At 64.4% G+C, this 15238-nt stretch carries 14 protein-coding genes; 9 read left to right on the top strand and 5 right to left on the bottom strand.

What is annotated here, in order from left to right:
• Positions 1 to 99: 99 nt before the first annotated feature.
• Entirely contained in the window at positions 100 to 870 is a 771-nt protein-coding gene (locus ABZX37_RS44540; RefSeq protein WP_354750333.1) for a helix-turn-helix transcriptional regulator, read from the bottom strand.
• Positions 871 to 1006: 136 nt separating this feature from the next.
• Here ABZX37_RS44540 and ABZX37_RS44535 point away from each other — a divergent pair, with 136 nt between their 5' ends.
• Both ABZX37_RS44535 and ABZX37_RS44530 read left to right on the top strand, forming a co-directional pair.
• The gene (locus ABZX37_RS44535) at positions 1007 to 1597 is read left to right on the top strand and encodes a nuclear transport factor 2 family protein (RefSeq protein ID WP_354750331.1); all 591 of its coding nucleotides are present in this window, start codon (positions 1007 to 1009) and stop codon (positions 1595 to 1597) included.
• Positions 1594 to 2223 carry a class I SAM-dependent methyltransferase gene (locus ABZX37_RS44530; RefSeq protein WP_354750329.1) on the top strand — a complete coding sequence of 210 codons (630 nt, stop codon included), beginning with the start codon at positions 1594 to 1596 and terminating at the stop codon, positions 2221 to 2223. Before ABZX37_RS44535 ends, ABZX37_RS44530 begins: the two co-directional genes overlap by 4 nt.
• On the opposite strand, the gene ABZX37_RS44525 is transcribed toward ABZX37_RS44530, so the two are convergent.
• Positions 2220 to 2801 (bottom strand): hypothetical protein, encoded by a 582-nt coding sequence (locus ABZX37_RS44525; RefSeq protein ID WP_354750327.1) that lies wholly within the window; start codon positions 2799 to 2801, stop codon positions 2220 to 2222. The two genes, ABZX37_RS44530 and ABZX37_RS44525, sit on opposite strands and share 4 nt — an antisense overlap.
• 170 nt (positions 2802 to 2971) lie before the next feature.
• On the opposite strand from ABZX37_RS44525, the gene ABZX37_RS44520 reads away from it, so the two are divergent.
• Together ABZX37_RS44520 and ABZX37_RS44515 are read left to right on the top strand one after the other, a co-directional pair.
• Complete coding sequence (locus tag ABZX37_RS44520; protein ID WP_354750325.1) at positions 2972 to 4216, top strand: MFS transporter; 1245 nt, start codon at positions 2972 to 2974, stop codon at positions 4214 to 4216.
• Complete coding sequence (locus tag ABZX37_RS44515) at positions 4213 to 4998, top strand: hypothetical protein (RefSeq protein WP_354750323.1); 786 nt, start codon at positions 4213 to 4215, stop codon at positions 4996 to 4998. Before ABZX37_RS44520 ends, ABZX37_RS44515 begins: the two co-directional genes overlap by 4 nt.
• 4 nt (positions 4999 to 5002) lie before the next feature.
• Here the strand turns inward: ABZX37_RS44515 and ABZX37_RS44510 are convergent, their stop codons facing one another.
• Positions 5003 to 5410 carry a PaaI family thioesterase gene (locus tag ABZX37_RS44510; RefSeq protein ID WP_354750321.1) on the bottom strand — a complete coding sequence of 136 codons (408 nt, stop codon included), beginning with the start codon at positions 5408 to 5410 and terminating at the stop codon, positions 5003 to 5005.
• Between the two features lie 31 nt (positions 5411 to 5441).
• On the opposite strand from ABZX37_RS44510, the gene ABZX37_RS44505 reads away from it, so the two are divergent.
• Positions 5442 to 6023, top strand: coding sequence for a TetR/AcrR family transcriptional regulator (locus ABZX37_RS44505; RefSeq protein WP_354750319.1), 582 nt, complete (start codon positions 5442 to 5444; stop codon positions 6021 to 6023).
• 4 nt (positions 6024 to 6027) lie between these two features.
• On the opposite strand, the gene ABZX37_RS44500 is transcribed toward ABZX37_RS44505, so the two are convergent.
• Positions 6028 to 6624 carry a TetR/AcrR family transcriptional regulator gene (locus ABZX37_RS44500; RefSeq protein WP_354750317.1) on the bottom strand — a complete coding sequence of 199 codons (597 nt, stop codon included), beginning with the start codon at positions 6622 to 6624 and terminating at the stop codon, positions 6028 to 6030.
• 559 nt (positions 6625 to 7183) lie between these two features.
• On the opposite strand from ABZX37_RS44500, the gene ABZX37_RS44495 reads away from it, so the two are divergent.
• The 4 genes from ABZX37_RS44495 to ABZX37_RS44480 all read left to right on the top strand — a co-directional run bounded on the left by ABZX37_RS44495 (position 7184) and on the right by ABZX37_RS44480 (position 10670).
• Positions 7184 to 7531, top strand: a complete 348-nt coding sequence (locus tag ABZX37_RS44495) for a lactococcin 972 family bacteriocin (protein ID WP_354750315.1) — start codon at positions 7184 to 7186, stop codon at positions 7529 to 7531.
• A 113-nt stretch (positions 7532 to 7644) separates the two neighbouring features.
• Positions 7645 to 8613 carry a hypothetical protein gene (locus ABZX37_RS44490; RefSeq protein ID WP_354750313.1) on the top strand — a complete coding sequence of 323 codons (969 nt, stop codon included), beginning with the start codon at positions 7645 to 7647 and terminating at the stop codon, positions 8611 to 8613.
• A complete protein-coding gene (locus ABZX37_RS44485; protein ID WP_354750311.1) occupies positions 8610 to 9908 on the top strand; it encodes a hypothetical protein in 1299 nt (432 codons plus the stop codon). The genes ABZX37_RS44490 and ABZX37_RS44485 overlap by 4 nt, the downstream gene beginning before the upstream one ends.
• A 3-nt stretch (positions 9909 to 9911) precedes the next feature.
• A complete protein-coding gene (locus tag ABZX37_RS44480) occupies positions 9912 to 10670 on the top strand; it encodes an ABC transporter ATP-binding protein (RefSeq protein ID WP_354750309.1) in 759 nt (252 codons plus the stop codon).
• 264 nt (positions 10671 to 10934) lie between these two features.
• Here the strand turns inward: ABZX37_RS44480 and ABZX37_RS44475 are convergent, their stop codons facing one another.
• On the bottom strand, positions 10935 to 14939 hold the full coding sequence (locus tag ABZX37_RS44475) for a hypothetical protein (protein WP_354750307.1): 4005 nt from the start codon (positions 14937 to 14939) through the stop codon (positions 10935 to 10937).
• Positions 14940 to 15238 lie beyond the last annotated feature (299 nt).

The raw sequence follows: 15238 nt of genomic DNA, 5'->3' as shown, positions 1-15238 counted from the left end.
GCGGAAGCCCGGCAGTGGTCCGTGAGGGGAACCCTGAGGGACTCTGATTCCCTCAGGGTTCCCCTCACGGACTTCAAGGCACGGTCACATGGCGACAAATCAGGCATTCCGTTGCTGCGCGGCCTGATAACTCCCGGGAGTCTGGCCGAGGATCGCGGCGAAGGTCTCGATGAAGCTGGTCGGGTTGGCCCATCCGCAGCGCAGCGCCGTGTCGGTGACCGAACGGCCCTGTCCGAGATGCACCAACGCGTGCTGGATGCGCAGTTGCGACCGCCACTGCGAGAAGCTCATCCCCAGTTCGCCGCGGAACAACCGGCTCAGCGTCCGCTCGCTGGCCCCCACGGTCCGGCCGAGTTCGCCGAGGGTGGCGGACTCGGCCGGGTTCCCGCGCAGGAGGTCGGTGACCGCGCGGAGCCGGTCGTCGGCTGGTTCGGGCAGGTACATCGACTGCTCGGGGAGTTCGGTCAGCTCGTCGACCAGCACCCGGAGCAGCCGGTCGCCGACGTCGGGCGGCAGGGTCGCGCCGCCGGTCAGTTTCAAGACGGCGGCCCGCAGCAGCGCGGACACGGCGAACACTGTCGGCGTGGAGGGGAGCGCGGGACACAGCTCGGCGGGCACCTCGAGGATGCTGAGCTCGGTCTCGCCGTAGGCGCGGTGGCCGTGCTCGAAGCGGGGCGGCGTCCAGGAAATGCGGTCCGCCGGTGCGACCCAGGTGCCCCGCTCGGTGGTCGTGGCCAGCAGCCCGCTCGTGGCGTACAGCAGCTGTCCTCGCGCGTGCTGATGCGCGGCGACCCCTTCTCCATGGGCCAGCAACCAGCGGCCCTGGATGGGATCGTCGCCCGACCAGCAGAGGTGGCGGCGGTTCGGCATCGGTTCCCAGAATACCGGAAAACGGCCCGCTGGTGATCTTGGCGGGATACCGGTATCCGCTGTCCGGCGGGCGGTGGCAGCGGGTCCTTCGCCGGGCGATGCTGGCTGGACGAGCCTAGTTCCGGGGAGATTCCTTGTGACGGAAGAAATCCGCGCCGCCGACCGGCAGGCGATCACCGATGTGATGACCGGTTGGATCCATCGCGACCGGGAGCACTGGGACGCGTTGGCGAACCTGTTCCACGACGACGCGACCCTGACGATCCTGTGGTTCTCCGGCCCGGCCAAGGACTTTGTCGACGGGTCGCGCGGGATGAGCGGCGGTCCCTTGCGCAGCAAGCACTTCATCGGTGCGCCCGTCATCGAGGCCGTCGGTGATCGCGCCTTCGTGGAGACCAACGCGATGCTCGTCGCCGACCACCTCGAGCTGGGGCTTGGCGTGACTGTCCACAATAGATTCCTCGACCGGGTCGAACGTCGCGACGGCGTCTGGCGCATCGCGCGCCGCGATTCCGTCTACGACATGGGCGGTTTCACCTATCCCGATGGAATTCGACCGACCGACGACTTCGACCCGCGACGGCATCCGCGCGAGTACGCCGCGTTGGCTTATCTGCTGGAGCACAGCGGACATCAGGTGCCCGACACCTGTCCGACCCGCTTCAGCAAGCGCGAACAAGAGATCCTCGAAGAAGGCCACACCTGGTTGACGGGAGTTTCCGCATGACCCACAGCCCGCTTCGCGATCCGCTCGTCAACGCTGTCATCGCCAAGCTCGTTGCCGCCCGGCAATATCCGGCGGACGACCCGCGATCCGGCCTCGAACGTGACCCGCACGAATACGGCGAATACGGCTTCTCGATCTCTCCGGAACAAGGCGATCTGATCTATCTGTTGTGCCGGGGAATCCGCGCCACCCGGACCGTCGAATTCGCCACCTCAGTAGGCATGTCGACGCTCTACGCCGCGGCCGCGGTGCGCGACAACGGGGGAGGCACGGTGATCGGCGCGGAGCTGGTCCCGGCCAAAATCGCTGCCGCGCGGCGCAATCTCGCCGAGGCCGGGCTGGCCGACTACGCCGAAATCCGCGAGGGCGACGCTCGGGTCACGTTGCGCGAGCTCGGCGGCGAGGTCGATTTCGCCCTGATCGACGGGTGGCTGGGCGCTGAACCGTCGCTCGCCCGCGAGGTCATCGAGTTCGTCGCGCCGCGAATCCGGATCGGCGGCTACGTCATGAACGACAATGCCGAACCCGATTTCCTGGACTACATCCGCGATCCGGCCAACGGCTTCGTGTCGGTCTCGCTGCCCCTGCACGGCGGCACCGAACTGTGCGTCAAGGTCGGACCTTAACCGCCCTGCTCCACCGGACCGATCTCCAACGGCGCGGCGCTCCCGCCGGTGAGCTGCTGCCGCCCCACGGTGACGGCGTGGTCGAGCTGCCGCGCCAGATGCGGGACGTTCGCCGAGGTCAAGTACGTTTCCGCGCCGGCGTCGAGCAGCCGCCGGACCGGTCCGTGGTAGCTGACGCCCAGCTCCGCGTCCTCGACCTCGGCGAGGACGACCCGGGCCTTCGGGAACTGCGCCCGGAGACCTCCGATCAGCTGCGGGCTGACCGGCGGCACGAGCAGGACGTCGGCGGTGGCCGGTGCCGAGTGCAGGTCCAGCACGAGGTAGTCCGAGCCGAGCTCGGCGGACAGCGACATCCGGGCCGAGGCGGACAGCTTCATCGCGGTGGCGACCACCGTGACGTCGTCGTAGTCGGTCCGCGGCGGTTCGGGCCGGACGCCAGCGCCGGAGATCGTCGCGACCGGGTCGCCGTCCCTGGTGAGGACCAGGTTTTCGCCGGGTCTGAGTGCGTCGATGAGGGCCACGAGATCCTCGGGCAGAAGGCTGACGTCGATCTGCCGCGTGGCGCGCTCGCCGGTCATGACTCGCCCAGGCCCAGCGGCTCGAAGCGTACGGCGGGCGCAGGCTGTGGCGTCGTCATGGAACTCGATCATCCCACAAACGCGGCGCCGCTGTCGGGCCCTTCGCGAAGCTACGGGTGATGGCGGTTTCTCGCCAGCGTTACCCGCCCAGCCCTTCCTACGCTCGGCCAGTGCATTCAGATATCACTCCGCGCCTTCACGGATCGGTCGTCGGATTCATCTCGCTCGCTGCCGCACTGGGCACCGCGGCCATTTACCCGTTGCAGCCCGCGATCGCCGAGGTCGCCAGCGGACTCAGCACGTCGCTGGGTGCGGTCGGCGTCGCGCTCGCCTGCGGGCCGGTCGGTTACTTGTGCGGACTCGCGTTGCTGGTGCCGCTCGTCGACCAGTTCCCGCCGCGCTACGTCCTGTCCGCGCAGTTCGGCGCGCTCGCCGCCGCGCTGGGGCTGAACGCGATCGTCGGCCAGGTGTGGATGCTCGGGCTGGTGCTCGGCGTACTCGGCGCGTGTTCGTCGGTCGGCGCCGGGTTGAGTTCGGTGACTGCCCGGCTGGCGAGCCCGGACCGGCGCGCTACCGCGCTGGGGATCGTCACGGCTGGTATCTCAGCAGGGATCCTTGCCGGACGCATCGTCGGCGGCTGGCTGGCCGACCTGATCGGCTGGCGCGCGATGCTCGGCGTTTTCGCCGTCGGCTGCGCGATTGTCGCGGTGGCGGTGCTGCTCGTGCTTCCGTCGGTGTCCGGGACGAACAATCGTGGCTACCTCGCCACTTTGCGCTCGATTCCCGGGCTATACCTGCGATACCCGGCGCTACGGCTCGCGGCGATCCGGGGCACGCTGTGGTTCTTCGCGTTCTGCGCGGTGTGGTCCGGTATCGCGGTCGCGCTGTCGAAGCCGCCCTTTTCGTATTCCGCCGAACGCATCGGCTTGTACGCTTTCGCTGGCATCTTGGGAATTTTCGCTACCCGAATCGCGGGCGCGTGGACCGATCGCGTGGGTGCGCGCCGGGTCATCCTTTGTGGACTGATCCTCGCTGGCGTTGCGAGCGCGGTACTTGCCCTGGCGTTGCCGAGCACTGTTTCGACGTTGGTCTGCCTTGCGCTGTTTGACGCGGGTCTTTTCGCCGCCCAAGTCGCGAACCAGAGCACCGTGCTGGCGATCGAGCCAAGCGCACCGGCGCGGTTCAACAGTGCGTACATGGTCGTCTATTTCGCTGGTGGAAGCCTTGGGACCGCCTTCGGCGCGACGGCGGCCGAGCGGATCGGCTGGCCGCTGACCGCGTTCGTCACCGCGGCGGTGATCGCGGCCGCGGCTGTCGTCACCCTGCTTGCTCGCGCCCAGAACGCGGAACTAGGAACGCGCGCGACGCGTCGGAAGACCGTATCCGCAGCGCGCGTCGAAAGGACCCATCGGTGAACGACGACTGGCCCGAGCAGATCGACGGCTGGGAACTCGCCCGGCACGACCGGGTCGAGGCGTACCGCAAACGCTTGGCCAACACTGTCACGGTCACCGCGACCTGGGACGGCGGTCTCGGCACCGGCCGGGTGGAGGCCTACGTCGAACCGGCCGGGATCGGGCGGACGTTGAGCCAGAGCCGCAAGGACTTCCGCGACAAGGAAGCGTTCTGGACCGCGGCGTACTCCGTGGTCGAGATGGCCGCGAACCTGCCTTCGCTGAGCCAAGGACAGGAGAGCCCGGCCGAACTGGTGTTGTTCGGCGACGTCGCGGGGACCGTCGAAGCCGAACCGGGCAGCGCCGGAGTCCCGGAAGCGGAGCTGACGTTCACGCTGGCCGACGGCCGCAGCGTGTGCCTGCGCATGTCCGACGAGCAGGCGTTCGACCTGTGCCGCCGCATCGACCGGCTCGAGGACCATGTGTGGTCGGAAGAACGGGAGGACGCCGCGGAGTCTCTTCCGGAAACCGATGCCGAGGTGCCGGATACGACGGGGATCCAGTCGAGCCCGGACACCGGCCACGACGTGGTCGTGCTCCTGGAGACGCGGTTCGGGGTCGCTGAGGACCACCTCCTGGCCCACGTCGACTGGTCGGCCGTGATCGTCGTCGGCGAACCCGCCGTCAGCTCGCTGATCGACCGGACCGACGAGTTGACCGCGGCGATCGGCCCGCGCTGGTATCCCGCCGCCGTCGACCGGCCTGGGGAGCGGTGGGTCGTGCTGCGTCGCGCGCCGAGCTGACGGCTTATCGGACCTCTTGGCCTGGGCGCAGGTAGGTCAGGGTGTGGTGGGAGACCTGCCGTCCGGCGTCGTCGGTGACCGTCGCGGTGCCGTAGATCGTCCGGCGTCCCGTCCGGGTCAAGGACGATTCGCAGGTCAGGTCGGACCGCGCGGCGCCGAGGAACGCGGTGGTCATGTTCACCGTGACGGCCGGTTCGTCGGGTCCGATGACGGAGAGGATCGCGATCCAGCAGGTGACGTCGGCGAGCGTCATGGCGCAGCCGCCCTGCAAAACGTTGCCCGGGCGGAAGAACTCCGGCCGGGCCGGCAGCGAGAGGGTCGCGACACCCGGATCGACTGCCCGCACGGTGAACCCCCACCACGGCCCGAACGGACTGCCGTCGATGATCTCCTGAGCCCGTACCGTGTCCACGTACAGAAACATAACATGATTAGGTAAGTGGATGCGGCGAACGAACGAGGAACGCTCCCGAACCACCCGCCACGACCTGGTCGAGGCCGCGCGGCGGCTCTTCGCCGAGCAGGGGTACGCGGGTACTTCGCTGGCCCAGATCGCCGCCGCGGCCGGGATCACCACGGGCGCGGTCTACCACCACTGGGAGAACAAGCAGGAGCTGTTCTGCGCCGTGGTAGAGCAGGTGCACGCCGATCTGCACCGGGTGCTGCGGTCCCGGCCCGGCGGCACGGGAGCCCCGTCCGACCGGTTGAAGGCGTCCGGCTCGATCTTCCTCCGCCGCTGCGCCGACCCGGCTGTGGGACGCATCCTCCTGGTCGACGGCCCGTCCGTGCTGGGCCAGGAAAGGTGGCGAAACCTGGACGAACAATGGTGGCGGGAGCCGACTGTCGCGTTGCTGCGCGAGGCGGGCAGTTCTGGCGGCGGTGTCGAGGAGCTCGCGGTCGCTTTGCTGGGATCGCTTACGGCGCTGGGACAGGAGATCGCGGGTGCCCCGGGTCCGGCGCGGATTCGGCGGTGCCAGCAGGTGTATCGGACGTTGGTGGATGCGGTATCAGGTCAGGCGAACTGAGCTATTACGAAGCTGCGAGAAGAAGCGCAGTCTGCACCGCTTCCTCAATGTGTGCGCTCACCGTACCGCCGTGCTGCAACGCGTCCTCGGCCAGTTTTTCCAGTCCTCCGAACAGAATCAGTGCGCGGACTCGCGACAGCGGCACACCGCCGGATTCCCGGAATTCGTCGCCGGCCGAGATGGCGCGGGCGATGGTGACGTAGGCGTCGTGGTTCAGGTCGGCGGTGATCGGCGCGTCTGCCAGCGGCACGTCGCGGATGTAGCTCAGCATGACGGCGGGCCGGGCGTCGACAACGCCGATCCAGGCCGTGACGAGCTGGCGGATTTGGGTTTGCCAGGGCGCGGTGCGGTCGATCGCGGCGGCTACCCGCGCGGATCCGGTTTCGGCCGCTCCCTGGAGCAAGGCGAGCAGGCAGGCTTCCTTGGAATCGAAATGCTCGTAGAAGCCGCGCCGGGAGGTGTGCGCCCGGCCGACGAGGTCGCCGATCGTGATCTTCGGGAAGCGTTTTTCCGCCAGCAGCGATTCCAGCGCGCCGGTGAAGCGGCTCCGGTAGGCGCCCGGGCGCTCGACGGGCGTTTCCGGCTCAGCAGCGCGTGGCACCGCGCGGGTCCTTCCTGTCCGCGATTATTCCGCGATTCTACCAGTCCGCGCGCCGGGATATTGCGAAAACGAGGGTGGGCTATCCGGGAAATGCCCGGGTGAATGGGCACGGCGGCATTCGGCGGCGCTGGTTGGTCCGGGCGGCAGTAACGGGTGCGACGCTCTGGCACCGGCTACGCCATCTCAGTGACATCACGGAGAGACGATTGGCCGATTGCGGGTACGTTCGGTAGTGTTTTGTTCCAGCGTCAGATTGGGGAGTCGAGCGCTAGGGGGATCACAGGTGTTTTCACCGCTTTTCTTCGCGCCGTGCATGAGACACGGCACGTCTATGCCGAAGTAGCCATCACCGCAGGTCAGCGGGGTTCCCGGCGACAGTTCGCCTGCCCGGGCCCGCCCGTCGGAATGATCCGGCGCACACGTCCCCTCGATGCAGGGGGACGACGCGGCTGTTCTCGCCCGGCATTACCGCGCCGGGCGCAAACCTGAATGTTTTTCGCTCAGGTCGCGGAACAGCCTGTTCAGGGGAAATCAGGAAAAGAATGGGGAAATCATGACAATGGCGTCTGCTTCTCTGAAGATCGCCAGGGTGGCCTCGGTCGCTTCGCTCGCGGTCGTCATGTCCGCGGGGATCGTTTCGGCCGCGAACGCTTCACCGTCCCGGGAGGTTGTCCCGGCGGGCTGCGGCAGCGCGGGCGGCGGCACCTGGTGCCACGGTTCCGGCCGCGACGGCCTCTTGAAGGGCTGCTACTCGAATTACAACCACCCGCGCAACTACCACAGCTCGACGGCGGCGATCGCCAACGCCAACGACAAGCGGTACGCCTCCGCCGGTTCCTGGTCCAACGCCTACGCCAAGGCCGGCTGGGCCTACACCTGCTACACGTATTACAACCCCAACGCGTGATCATGGCCTGACGTTCCGGGCATGATCACCACGATGCGGTGCCGGGCCAACGGCGTCCCGGCGCCGCGTCTCCACCACAGAAAGCGCGCGTCAGCGACGAGAGCGAGCTATCCGTGCGACTGATCCTCTCTCTCCTTTTCGCGGGAATCGTTCTGGCCGTTCCGGTGGTCGTTCTGCTGGACGTCGTTCTCGCGCAGGAGGCGAACAGCGAGATCGCGGCGGATCGGGTCGGAGTGCCTTTCGCCTGGCCAGAGCGCCCGCAGGCGGCCGATCCGGAGACGACGCTGCGCATTCTCGCGGAAGCGGCGCAGGCGACCGGCGCCACGGTTGTGCGTACCACCGTGAATACCCAAGGGGACCGGAAGCGCATCACGCATTACGTCTTGCTGGGCGGTGACCGGACGGCTCTGTTCGACGAGTTCAAGCTCACGCGGGGACGGTGGCTGAGCCCGGCGGAGTCGCGCGGTGCTGCGGCGGAGGTCTCGTCGGAGGATGCTGGCAAGGCGGGGAACGTAGGCGTGCCAGCGGTTTTCGCCGACCGATACGACCTCACCTTCGCTCCGCTGCGTCGGGCGTTCGACGCCTTGCCCAGCTCCGGCCGCTATGTGGTGGACGCGGGGCCAGCCGCGGGCCGCTTTCTCGCCCTCGTCCGCGAGCGGCTGGTCGACGCGGGCGTCACCGGGCTGACCGCCGCGGAGCTGACCCCGTCAGACCTCGGCGGACAGTCGACGGAGCCCGGACCAGGGCTCAGCATCCTCGCCTGCGTTCTCGTCGGCATGTCCACAGTGGTCATCGCGTTTCGCTTGCTGCGCGAAGGAAAGCGGATCGGCGTGCTGCGCCTGATCGGGCATCCGACGCCGCGCATCTGGTACGAGGTCGTGGGAAGAACGCAGATCGCCACGGTTCTCGCAGGGCTGGGCGCGTGCGCCGCAGTCGTCCTCGCCGTTCCCGGGGTGGACTCGTCGTTCCTGTACGCGGTCGTGCCGGTGACAGCGGCCGGATTCGCGGCGACGGTGGGCATCGGGCTGATCGTCGTCAACCGGGTGCGTATTTCGGATCTCGTCAAAGGAAGCCTGCAGTGAAGCACAGGACGCATCACCGTTCGCCGTTCGGCTTGGCGATCGCCGCACCGGCTGTCGTGAAGGCCGTTTCCGGAGCGATTCTCGCGGTGCTGGCCGTAGTCGTCTGGCAGCAGTTCTCCGAACTGGCGAAACAACAGGAATTGCTGGCACCGTGGGAGAAAGTCCAGGGATACGCGGTTTTCTACCCGCGCCTGACCGGAAACGACCAGCAGGAACTGGAAACCGGCGGCAACGCCTCGTCGGTCGCGGAAGCACGCGACCTCTACCCGGTGCTCGACCAGGCAGGCGCGCTCTTCGTCGACGCCGCCAACTACGAACCGGGCACACCGCCGGACCCGACGTCGCGGTGGCCGGTGCCGCCGATCCGGGTGAACACGCATTACCTCGAGCAGTACCCGATTCTGGACGCCTCCCGCAAGCCGATCACGGTCGCCGCCAACGATCCGGCGTGGGTTGTCGCCGTCCCGGAGCAATTCAAGCCGCGGGAAGCGCAGATCAGGCAGCTCCTGCAGGAAACGCGCACCGGCGGCCCCGGAATCACCGGTGCGACACAGGCGGAGCAACGCATCACCGGAGACCGGCCGCGGTTCACGGCACAGCGCGTCCGGATCGTCTGGACCGCCTCCGGGCAGGGCGTGTTCAGCTACGACCCGCAGGTCAATCCCGGGCGCGGCAACCTGATCACGGACCCGATCGTCGAGATCATGACCCCGGCGAACAGCCTCACCGTCGACCGGCTCAACGCGATCACCGGCGGCTTGGACACCGGCCTGAAGGTCCGCGTCGGCGCTGATCCGGCGGCCACGCTGGCCGCACTCGGCCCGAAGCTGAAGGAACTCAAGCTCGACGACAACCTGCGGCACCTGGTCACCGTGCACGAGGCCATGGCCACGCAAATCGACCAGGTGCGCGGCGGCCTCACCCAGATCGCCGCGTTCGCGGGCGCGGCGCTGTTCGTCCTGGTCGCCTTGACCGCGGTGATCGTGATCATCGGCTCCGACCGGCTGCGCCGCAGGCTGACCGTGCGGAGACTCCACGGCATCGGATTCACCCGCTCCTACCGGGAACTGCTGTTCGCTCTCGGCGGCACCTGGCTGGGCCAAACCGTGCTCGCCGGCATCGGACTGGCGGTGCTGGCGATGAACACCCTGTCCCCGTCCGATACCGCGGCCAGCCCGCTGGAGCGACTGGTTGCTGTCTCAGTGCTGTCTCTCGTGCTCGAGGCGGCGTTCGTGGTCGCGACCGCACGCGTCGTGGAACGCCGGAACACGGTCAACCGCTTGAAGGAGCTGTGACCCATGGAATTCTCGTGCGAACTCCGGGGAATCCGGAAGCAGTACGGCCGCCAGCAGGTCCTGGACGACTACGCCCTCACCGTCGAGCCGGGCGAGTTCACCGCGCTGACCGGCGCGAGCGGAGCGGGGAAGTCGACCGTCCTGAACCTGCTGGGCCTGCTGGAAGCGCCCGACGCCGGTGAGGTCCGCCTCTTCGGCGAGCGCGCACCCCGACCTCGTTCCCGGGCCGCGAACCTGCTGCGACGCAACCGGTTGGGGTATCTGTTCCAGAACTTCGCGCTCATCGACAGCGAGACGGTCGAGCGCAATCTGGAGGTCGCGCTCACTTATGCCAAGCGGGGGACCTCAAAGCAGGATCGCATCAAGGAAGCCCTCGCCCAGGTCGGGTTGCGCCGAGCGGAACACCGGAAGGTCCACTCGCTGTCCGGCGGAGAACAACAACGAGTCGCCGTCGCGCGGTTGCTGCTGAAACCGTGCGACCTGATCCTGGCGGACGAACCGACGGGGTCGCTCGATGCCAGGAACCGGGATCGGGTTGTGGATCTCCTGCGGAAGCTCAACGAGGCGGGGAAGACGGTGATCGTGGCGACGCACGACGAGGCGGTGGCTGAACGGTGTTCACGGGTGGTGGAGCTTTCCGGACCCGCGGTGGAATCTGATCACGAAGGGCTGGGGTGCGGTCCGGGTCTGCCTGCCTCAACATCTGCTGGACAGGCGGCTGTTGAGATAAACGAGTATGGCCAGGACTTTGAGGTTTGCTGAGTAAAGCTAACCGTGACACCCGGCGGTTGTGGCGAAGTAACTGGCTAGCGAGCGGAAGAAATACGGCGCAAGACCGGAATGTAATGCGTCGAATCTGGTCATCCCTTAGTCTTGTAGGGGACTTCCTTGTAGATGCCAGCTCGGTCGTATAGTTCGCGCGACTAATCTCTATGCATTGTGGTTGAATCAGTGATGGCTCCCTATCGAATTGGTGTAATGCCCGTCTCTTGTTTGCTTAATGGTTAAACGTACCCGGTGCAGGATTTAAAGCGACGTTGCAGGATTTTCCGAGTCATTTCGATTGATTACTTCGCGCACATCGACGTCGAATCCTAGGTCTAGCCACTTTTCTTTCTCTGTCAGTTCGCTCTGACGCCTTCGGAGCGCCTTCCTTATAGAATTGATGGCCAAATACTTACGGCTTGGCGAACCTGTGCACAAGTCGTAGGCGCGGAGCAAGTTTGTAATCTGCGTCGCAGCGTCGTATGCATCGGCTTTGAGAGCCTCGAACAGCGTGCGTAGGTCGCATGACTTGTCAGCAAAGGCGACGACTAGGTCCTTCCGTGTCGCATCTAGCCCGGCTCCCGACCGGAGCCCGATGATCGCGCGCCCGAGCGCGGCTCTTGGATTTCCGGTGAAGTCCAGGCTTGCTATCGTTGCGTAAGCGGTCGGAACTTCTTCAGTAAATACCCTTATCTGCGCCATTCCGTAAATTAGACCGTCAAATTGCGGAAATAATTGAAAGGCGCGCCATAACCAGCTGCTCGCCGCCTGTCCAAAGCGAGGCTGGAGCCTGTCTGCGACACTCGCGTAGATCCCCGATGTCATAGCATCCGCCCATTCGGCGCTTACTGGTGGTTGCCAAGCTTTGTTTGATATCAGGTATGTGCTGTACGGCCACGTGCCCGACTTCACCAGGTTTAATAGCATTGAGTTGAGTCGGTCCTTGACCGGTGAGTCGTTTCGTTGAGGAAATATTCGTGCCCGTTGGGCAGCTATTCGCGCACGACCGTTAATTGACGCGAATGCAAGGGCGTGATTGACTTCTTGGGAGTTCAAGTCGAGAAGCGTAGCTACTAGCTGATCGTTTCGCATCGCTCTTTCGCTCAGGTCGAGGTCGCTGCTGCGAACGGGAAACCATCGGTCGCCACTGCTGTCCGCGGCGATCTTAAGAACGTCTAGTTTAAATTCTGAGGCCCGGATTCCTCGGTTCGACCACTCGTCTTGCCAGGTAGCCCAGTCGGCTTGGTCGCCAAGCCATCCTGCTTCGGCTGCTGTCGCCAAACGCTCGCTGTCGGCTCCTTCGGCAACGGCCAGTTGACATTCGGCTATTGGCCAACTTGCCCCACGTCGTATGAAGTAGCGTACAGATTTTGCCGGGCATCCTGCGGTTGCCCGGATGGCATCTGCCAGGTTATCTTTCGAGGGGGTTCGTTCGAACTGTTCGATGGCTCGCAAGATCTGCCATCCTGGATGTGATCCTGCAGGAACGTTCGAGACTTGCCTGGCCGGGGGAGAGGGTGTATCTGTCAGTCGAATAATTGTGGTATCGCCGACCGCGTGCTTCTTTTCTGAATCGGAGAAAACTGAGATGAGGTTCGCGTTTTGCCGTGGTCGGACAGTAATGGCCTCGACGGCTGCATCGCTCCAGCGGGTTGCTTTGGGAGTCTGTCGGGTACCTTTTTGAAGGTGGGGGCTTTCTGCGGAGTAGAGTTCAAGATCAGCGGGATCCATCTTTGGAAGCAAAAGTGCAGCGAGATCGGACCTCCAGCCGCGAAGGGGAATTGGTGCTGCGGATAGAATTGCAGTGGTCGTTCGTGTGTCAGGCGTGTAGTTGGCCAGTGCATGTTCCATTAGACCATTGAGCTCGGCTGCGCCATTGGATATCAGTGCATCCAGGCATAGCCAAGCATTCTTTCGTGAAGTTCGGTCGCCCTGTTCAAATGTAGAGGTGAGTTCTTCGCGAAAGACGTCCTCGGTCGAGGTTTGATACACGGCAGCCAGGCGGCGTGCGAGATCTTGGCTCGGGAGCCGGAGTAGGCGCAGGGCAACCCGAGTGAGTGAGCGACTTTTGGTCGCATGACGGGCGACTGGACCATCTTCTAACAGGTCCAAAGCGAGTTCGGAACCGGCATAAGTCAGGGTCAAGGCGCGGTCTGACTGATCGTCGTTGAACTCGAGGCACATCGCCTCTACTGTGTCACGGAGGTAGCGCCGCTCAGCAAAGATCTTACCTACCGCGAATACGGTCACATTCCGCCAGTTCGCGCTGCGTGCCACAGCGCGAAGCCTGTTCTGGACAAGGCTATCTGGTGCGTCGAGCAGCCCTTCGGCTGCCATGAACTCTTGTAGCGACCGGATTTCGAAGCCGACTTGGCCGGACTCCAGGCCGACCAGGAAGACTAGGCGAGTTGCCGCACCCTCGATGATGGCGCGGCGCAGTGTGTTTAGTGCCTCGCCTGTATGGCCTTCAGAACGAAGGTAAGTCTCAACCAAATTGCTAAACTGCTCGGTTGTGAGCTTGGCATCGGTGCTGCCGGAGGCTTCGCTCTCTACCTGTAGAAGAAGCCCTGCGAGCCGGTGCACGGCGTCGATGTCGTCTTTTCGTTCTCGAAGGACCGCTGCGGCCGGAATGTCCCGTTCGGTTTCCCTCTGATAGATGAGCGTATAATATTCGTCGAAAAGCGCCCATCTCTCCTGAGGGAGCTGGCCGCGACGATCGACTAGCAGGGTGAGAATGGTGACCTGCAGCGGACTGCGCATGATCCGTGCGGTTGCTGGTGCACGGGAGGCGAGCTGAAGTCTGCCGATGATTTTGTTGAGCCGATCACTATTGCCGGCGAATCGCACTTTGGCTAATTTCTCACCGTACTCCAGGGCCTTGCTTACAGGAAGGTCGGTCAGCCAAAGGTGGCGATAGGTAGTCGGCGAGAAGTCTTCATTGTACCCTTGCGGGCGGCTTGTCGCGATGATCACGGCGTCCATCTGACTTGAGGCTATGTCGACTGAGAAGTCTTGGATCGCAGTGAGGACCTGGTCGCGATTGCTGGACGCTGGTACCTCGTCGAGGCCATCCAGCACTAGAATTATTGGATATTCGCAGACTAGTGCCTGAAACTCCTTGCAGGACAAGTCTGAGTTCGTTCGCTTGCAGAAAATATTTGTCAGGTATGTGAGTAAACTGGCGGTATGGCCGCCTGCCAGTTCTGCCGCGAAGTCACTTAATACGACGCGAAGGGGAAGGCGTCGGGCGGCCGGTTGAGGGAACCGATCGCTGTCTCGCTCGTTAAAGGCTTGCATGACTTGCCTGGTCTCGGGCAGGAGTGCGGCCCGGGGCACGTCCTTCAGCAAAGAGGATCGAAAGATCTGGCACACATACTGGCCGAGTGTGGTCTTGCCTTGGCCCGGCCCCCCGATCAGGACGTACCTCCCAGGCATTGGCTGGTGTGGTAGATCCATTTCATCGTCGCGTGCTCGTGGCACGAGGATTGCCTCTGACTCGACTGCCATGAATTCCACGAATCCCGGCTGTTGGTCGGTGGGTGCCCAGCCAATACTTTCAGTCGATCGTATGTTATTTGTGATTGGCAGATCCACGAAAACCTGTGCTAGTGGAATGGATTCCTCGGCTGTGTGTCCCGCCTGCTCGAGTCGCGCGAACTGGTCGGACAATAGCTCCTTTTGGAGATAGTTGACTACGAGTCGGTGGTAATCCGAGCGGTGGCAGCTCAGCCAGTCGCTGAGCTGCATGAGCACGTCACCTGGAGTGATCCAGGCGGCGTAACATTTGCGGACGGACTCGTTGTTGTCGATGAGTGTCCGGATTTTGTCGTAGTCCCAGATATCGAAACCTTTGAGGCCTTGGGTTTCGGTGAAGTCTTCGAGGACCTTGATTACCTTGTCCTTTGTCCCGAGCTCGGTAACGGCGGTGAGCGTGACGTTCGTGGCAAGGATGTAGTAGTCAAGGTCTCTTTTTTTTGCAGCGGAGCTGTATTTGTTCAGCTCCTTTCTGAGTTCATTGACTATCCATGTTCCATCTTGTTGTGGAGTTTTAGGTCGTTGGAGGAATTTTGCTTGGATCACACCGTAGCCGCTCCACGGATCGCTTTGCGGACCGAACTGAGTGAGACCGGTGAAAGTTGCTTCGCGGCCGCCGTCGGGGCCATCGCCAAATGGGGTCACTGTGCTTACGACGGCGTCGAGCGCCAAGGATTGCACAAGGTGCTCGAACGTTCTCGTTGACAGGCCGTCAATGCGGTAGTCGGTCACAAGGTCTCCACTTCGCGGCCGGTTGCGGATGTTTGCATGTCGTGGATTTATTCGTTTGTGTTACACCGATGGCTGTAGCTGTAGAAGCCGGGCAGGAGCTGGGTCGCGATCCGGTCGCGTGTTCCGCCTAGGCTGCAGCTGAGGTGCGGGACGGTCTACGTTGCAGGTCCCGTTGTCTCCCTAGCCGTGTCCGCCCGCGTCGGAGTGCAAAGGCCTCGGTGGGAAACTGGTCATTCGAAGCATCGCTCCAAGGCGGCCGGGTGAGTCAGGTGTCGTCTCCCAGCGCGAGGGCCGCTGAA

Origin of the sequence: Amycolatopsis sp. NPDC004079, assembly GCF_040610415.1 — a bacterium.
GTDB lineage: Bacteria > Actinomycetota > Actinomycetes > Mycobacteriales > Pseudonocardiaceae > Amycolatopsis > Amycolatopsis halotolerans.
The sequence above is the reverse complement of the archived record's forward strand: the minus strand, read 5'-3'. Positions and strand labels throughout refer to the sequence as shown.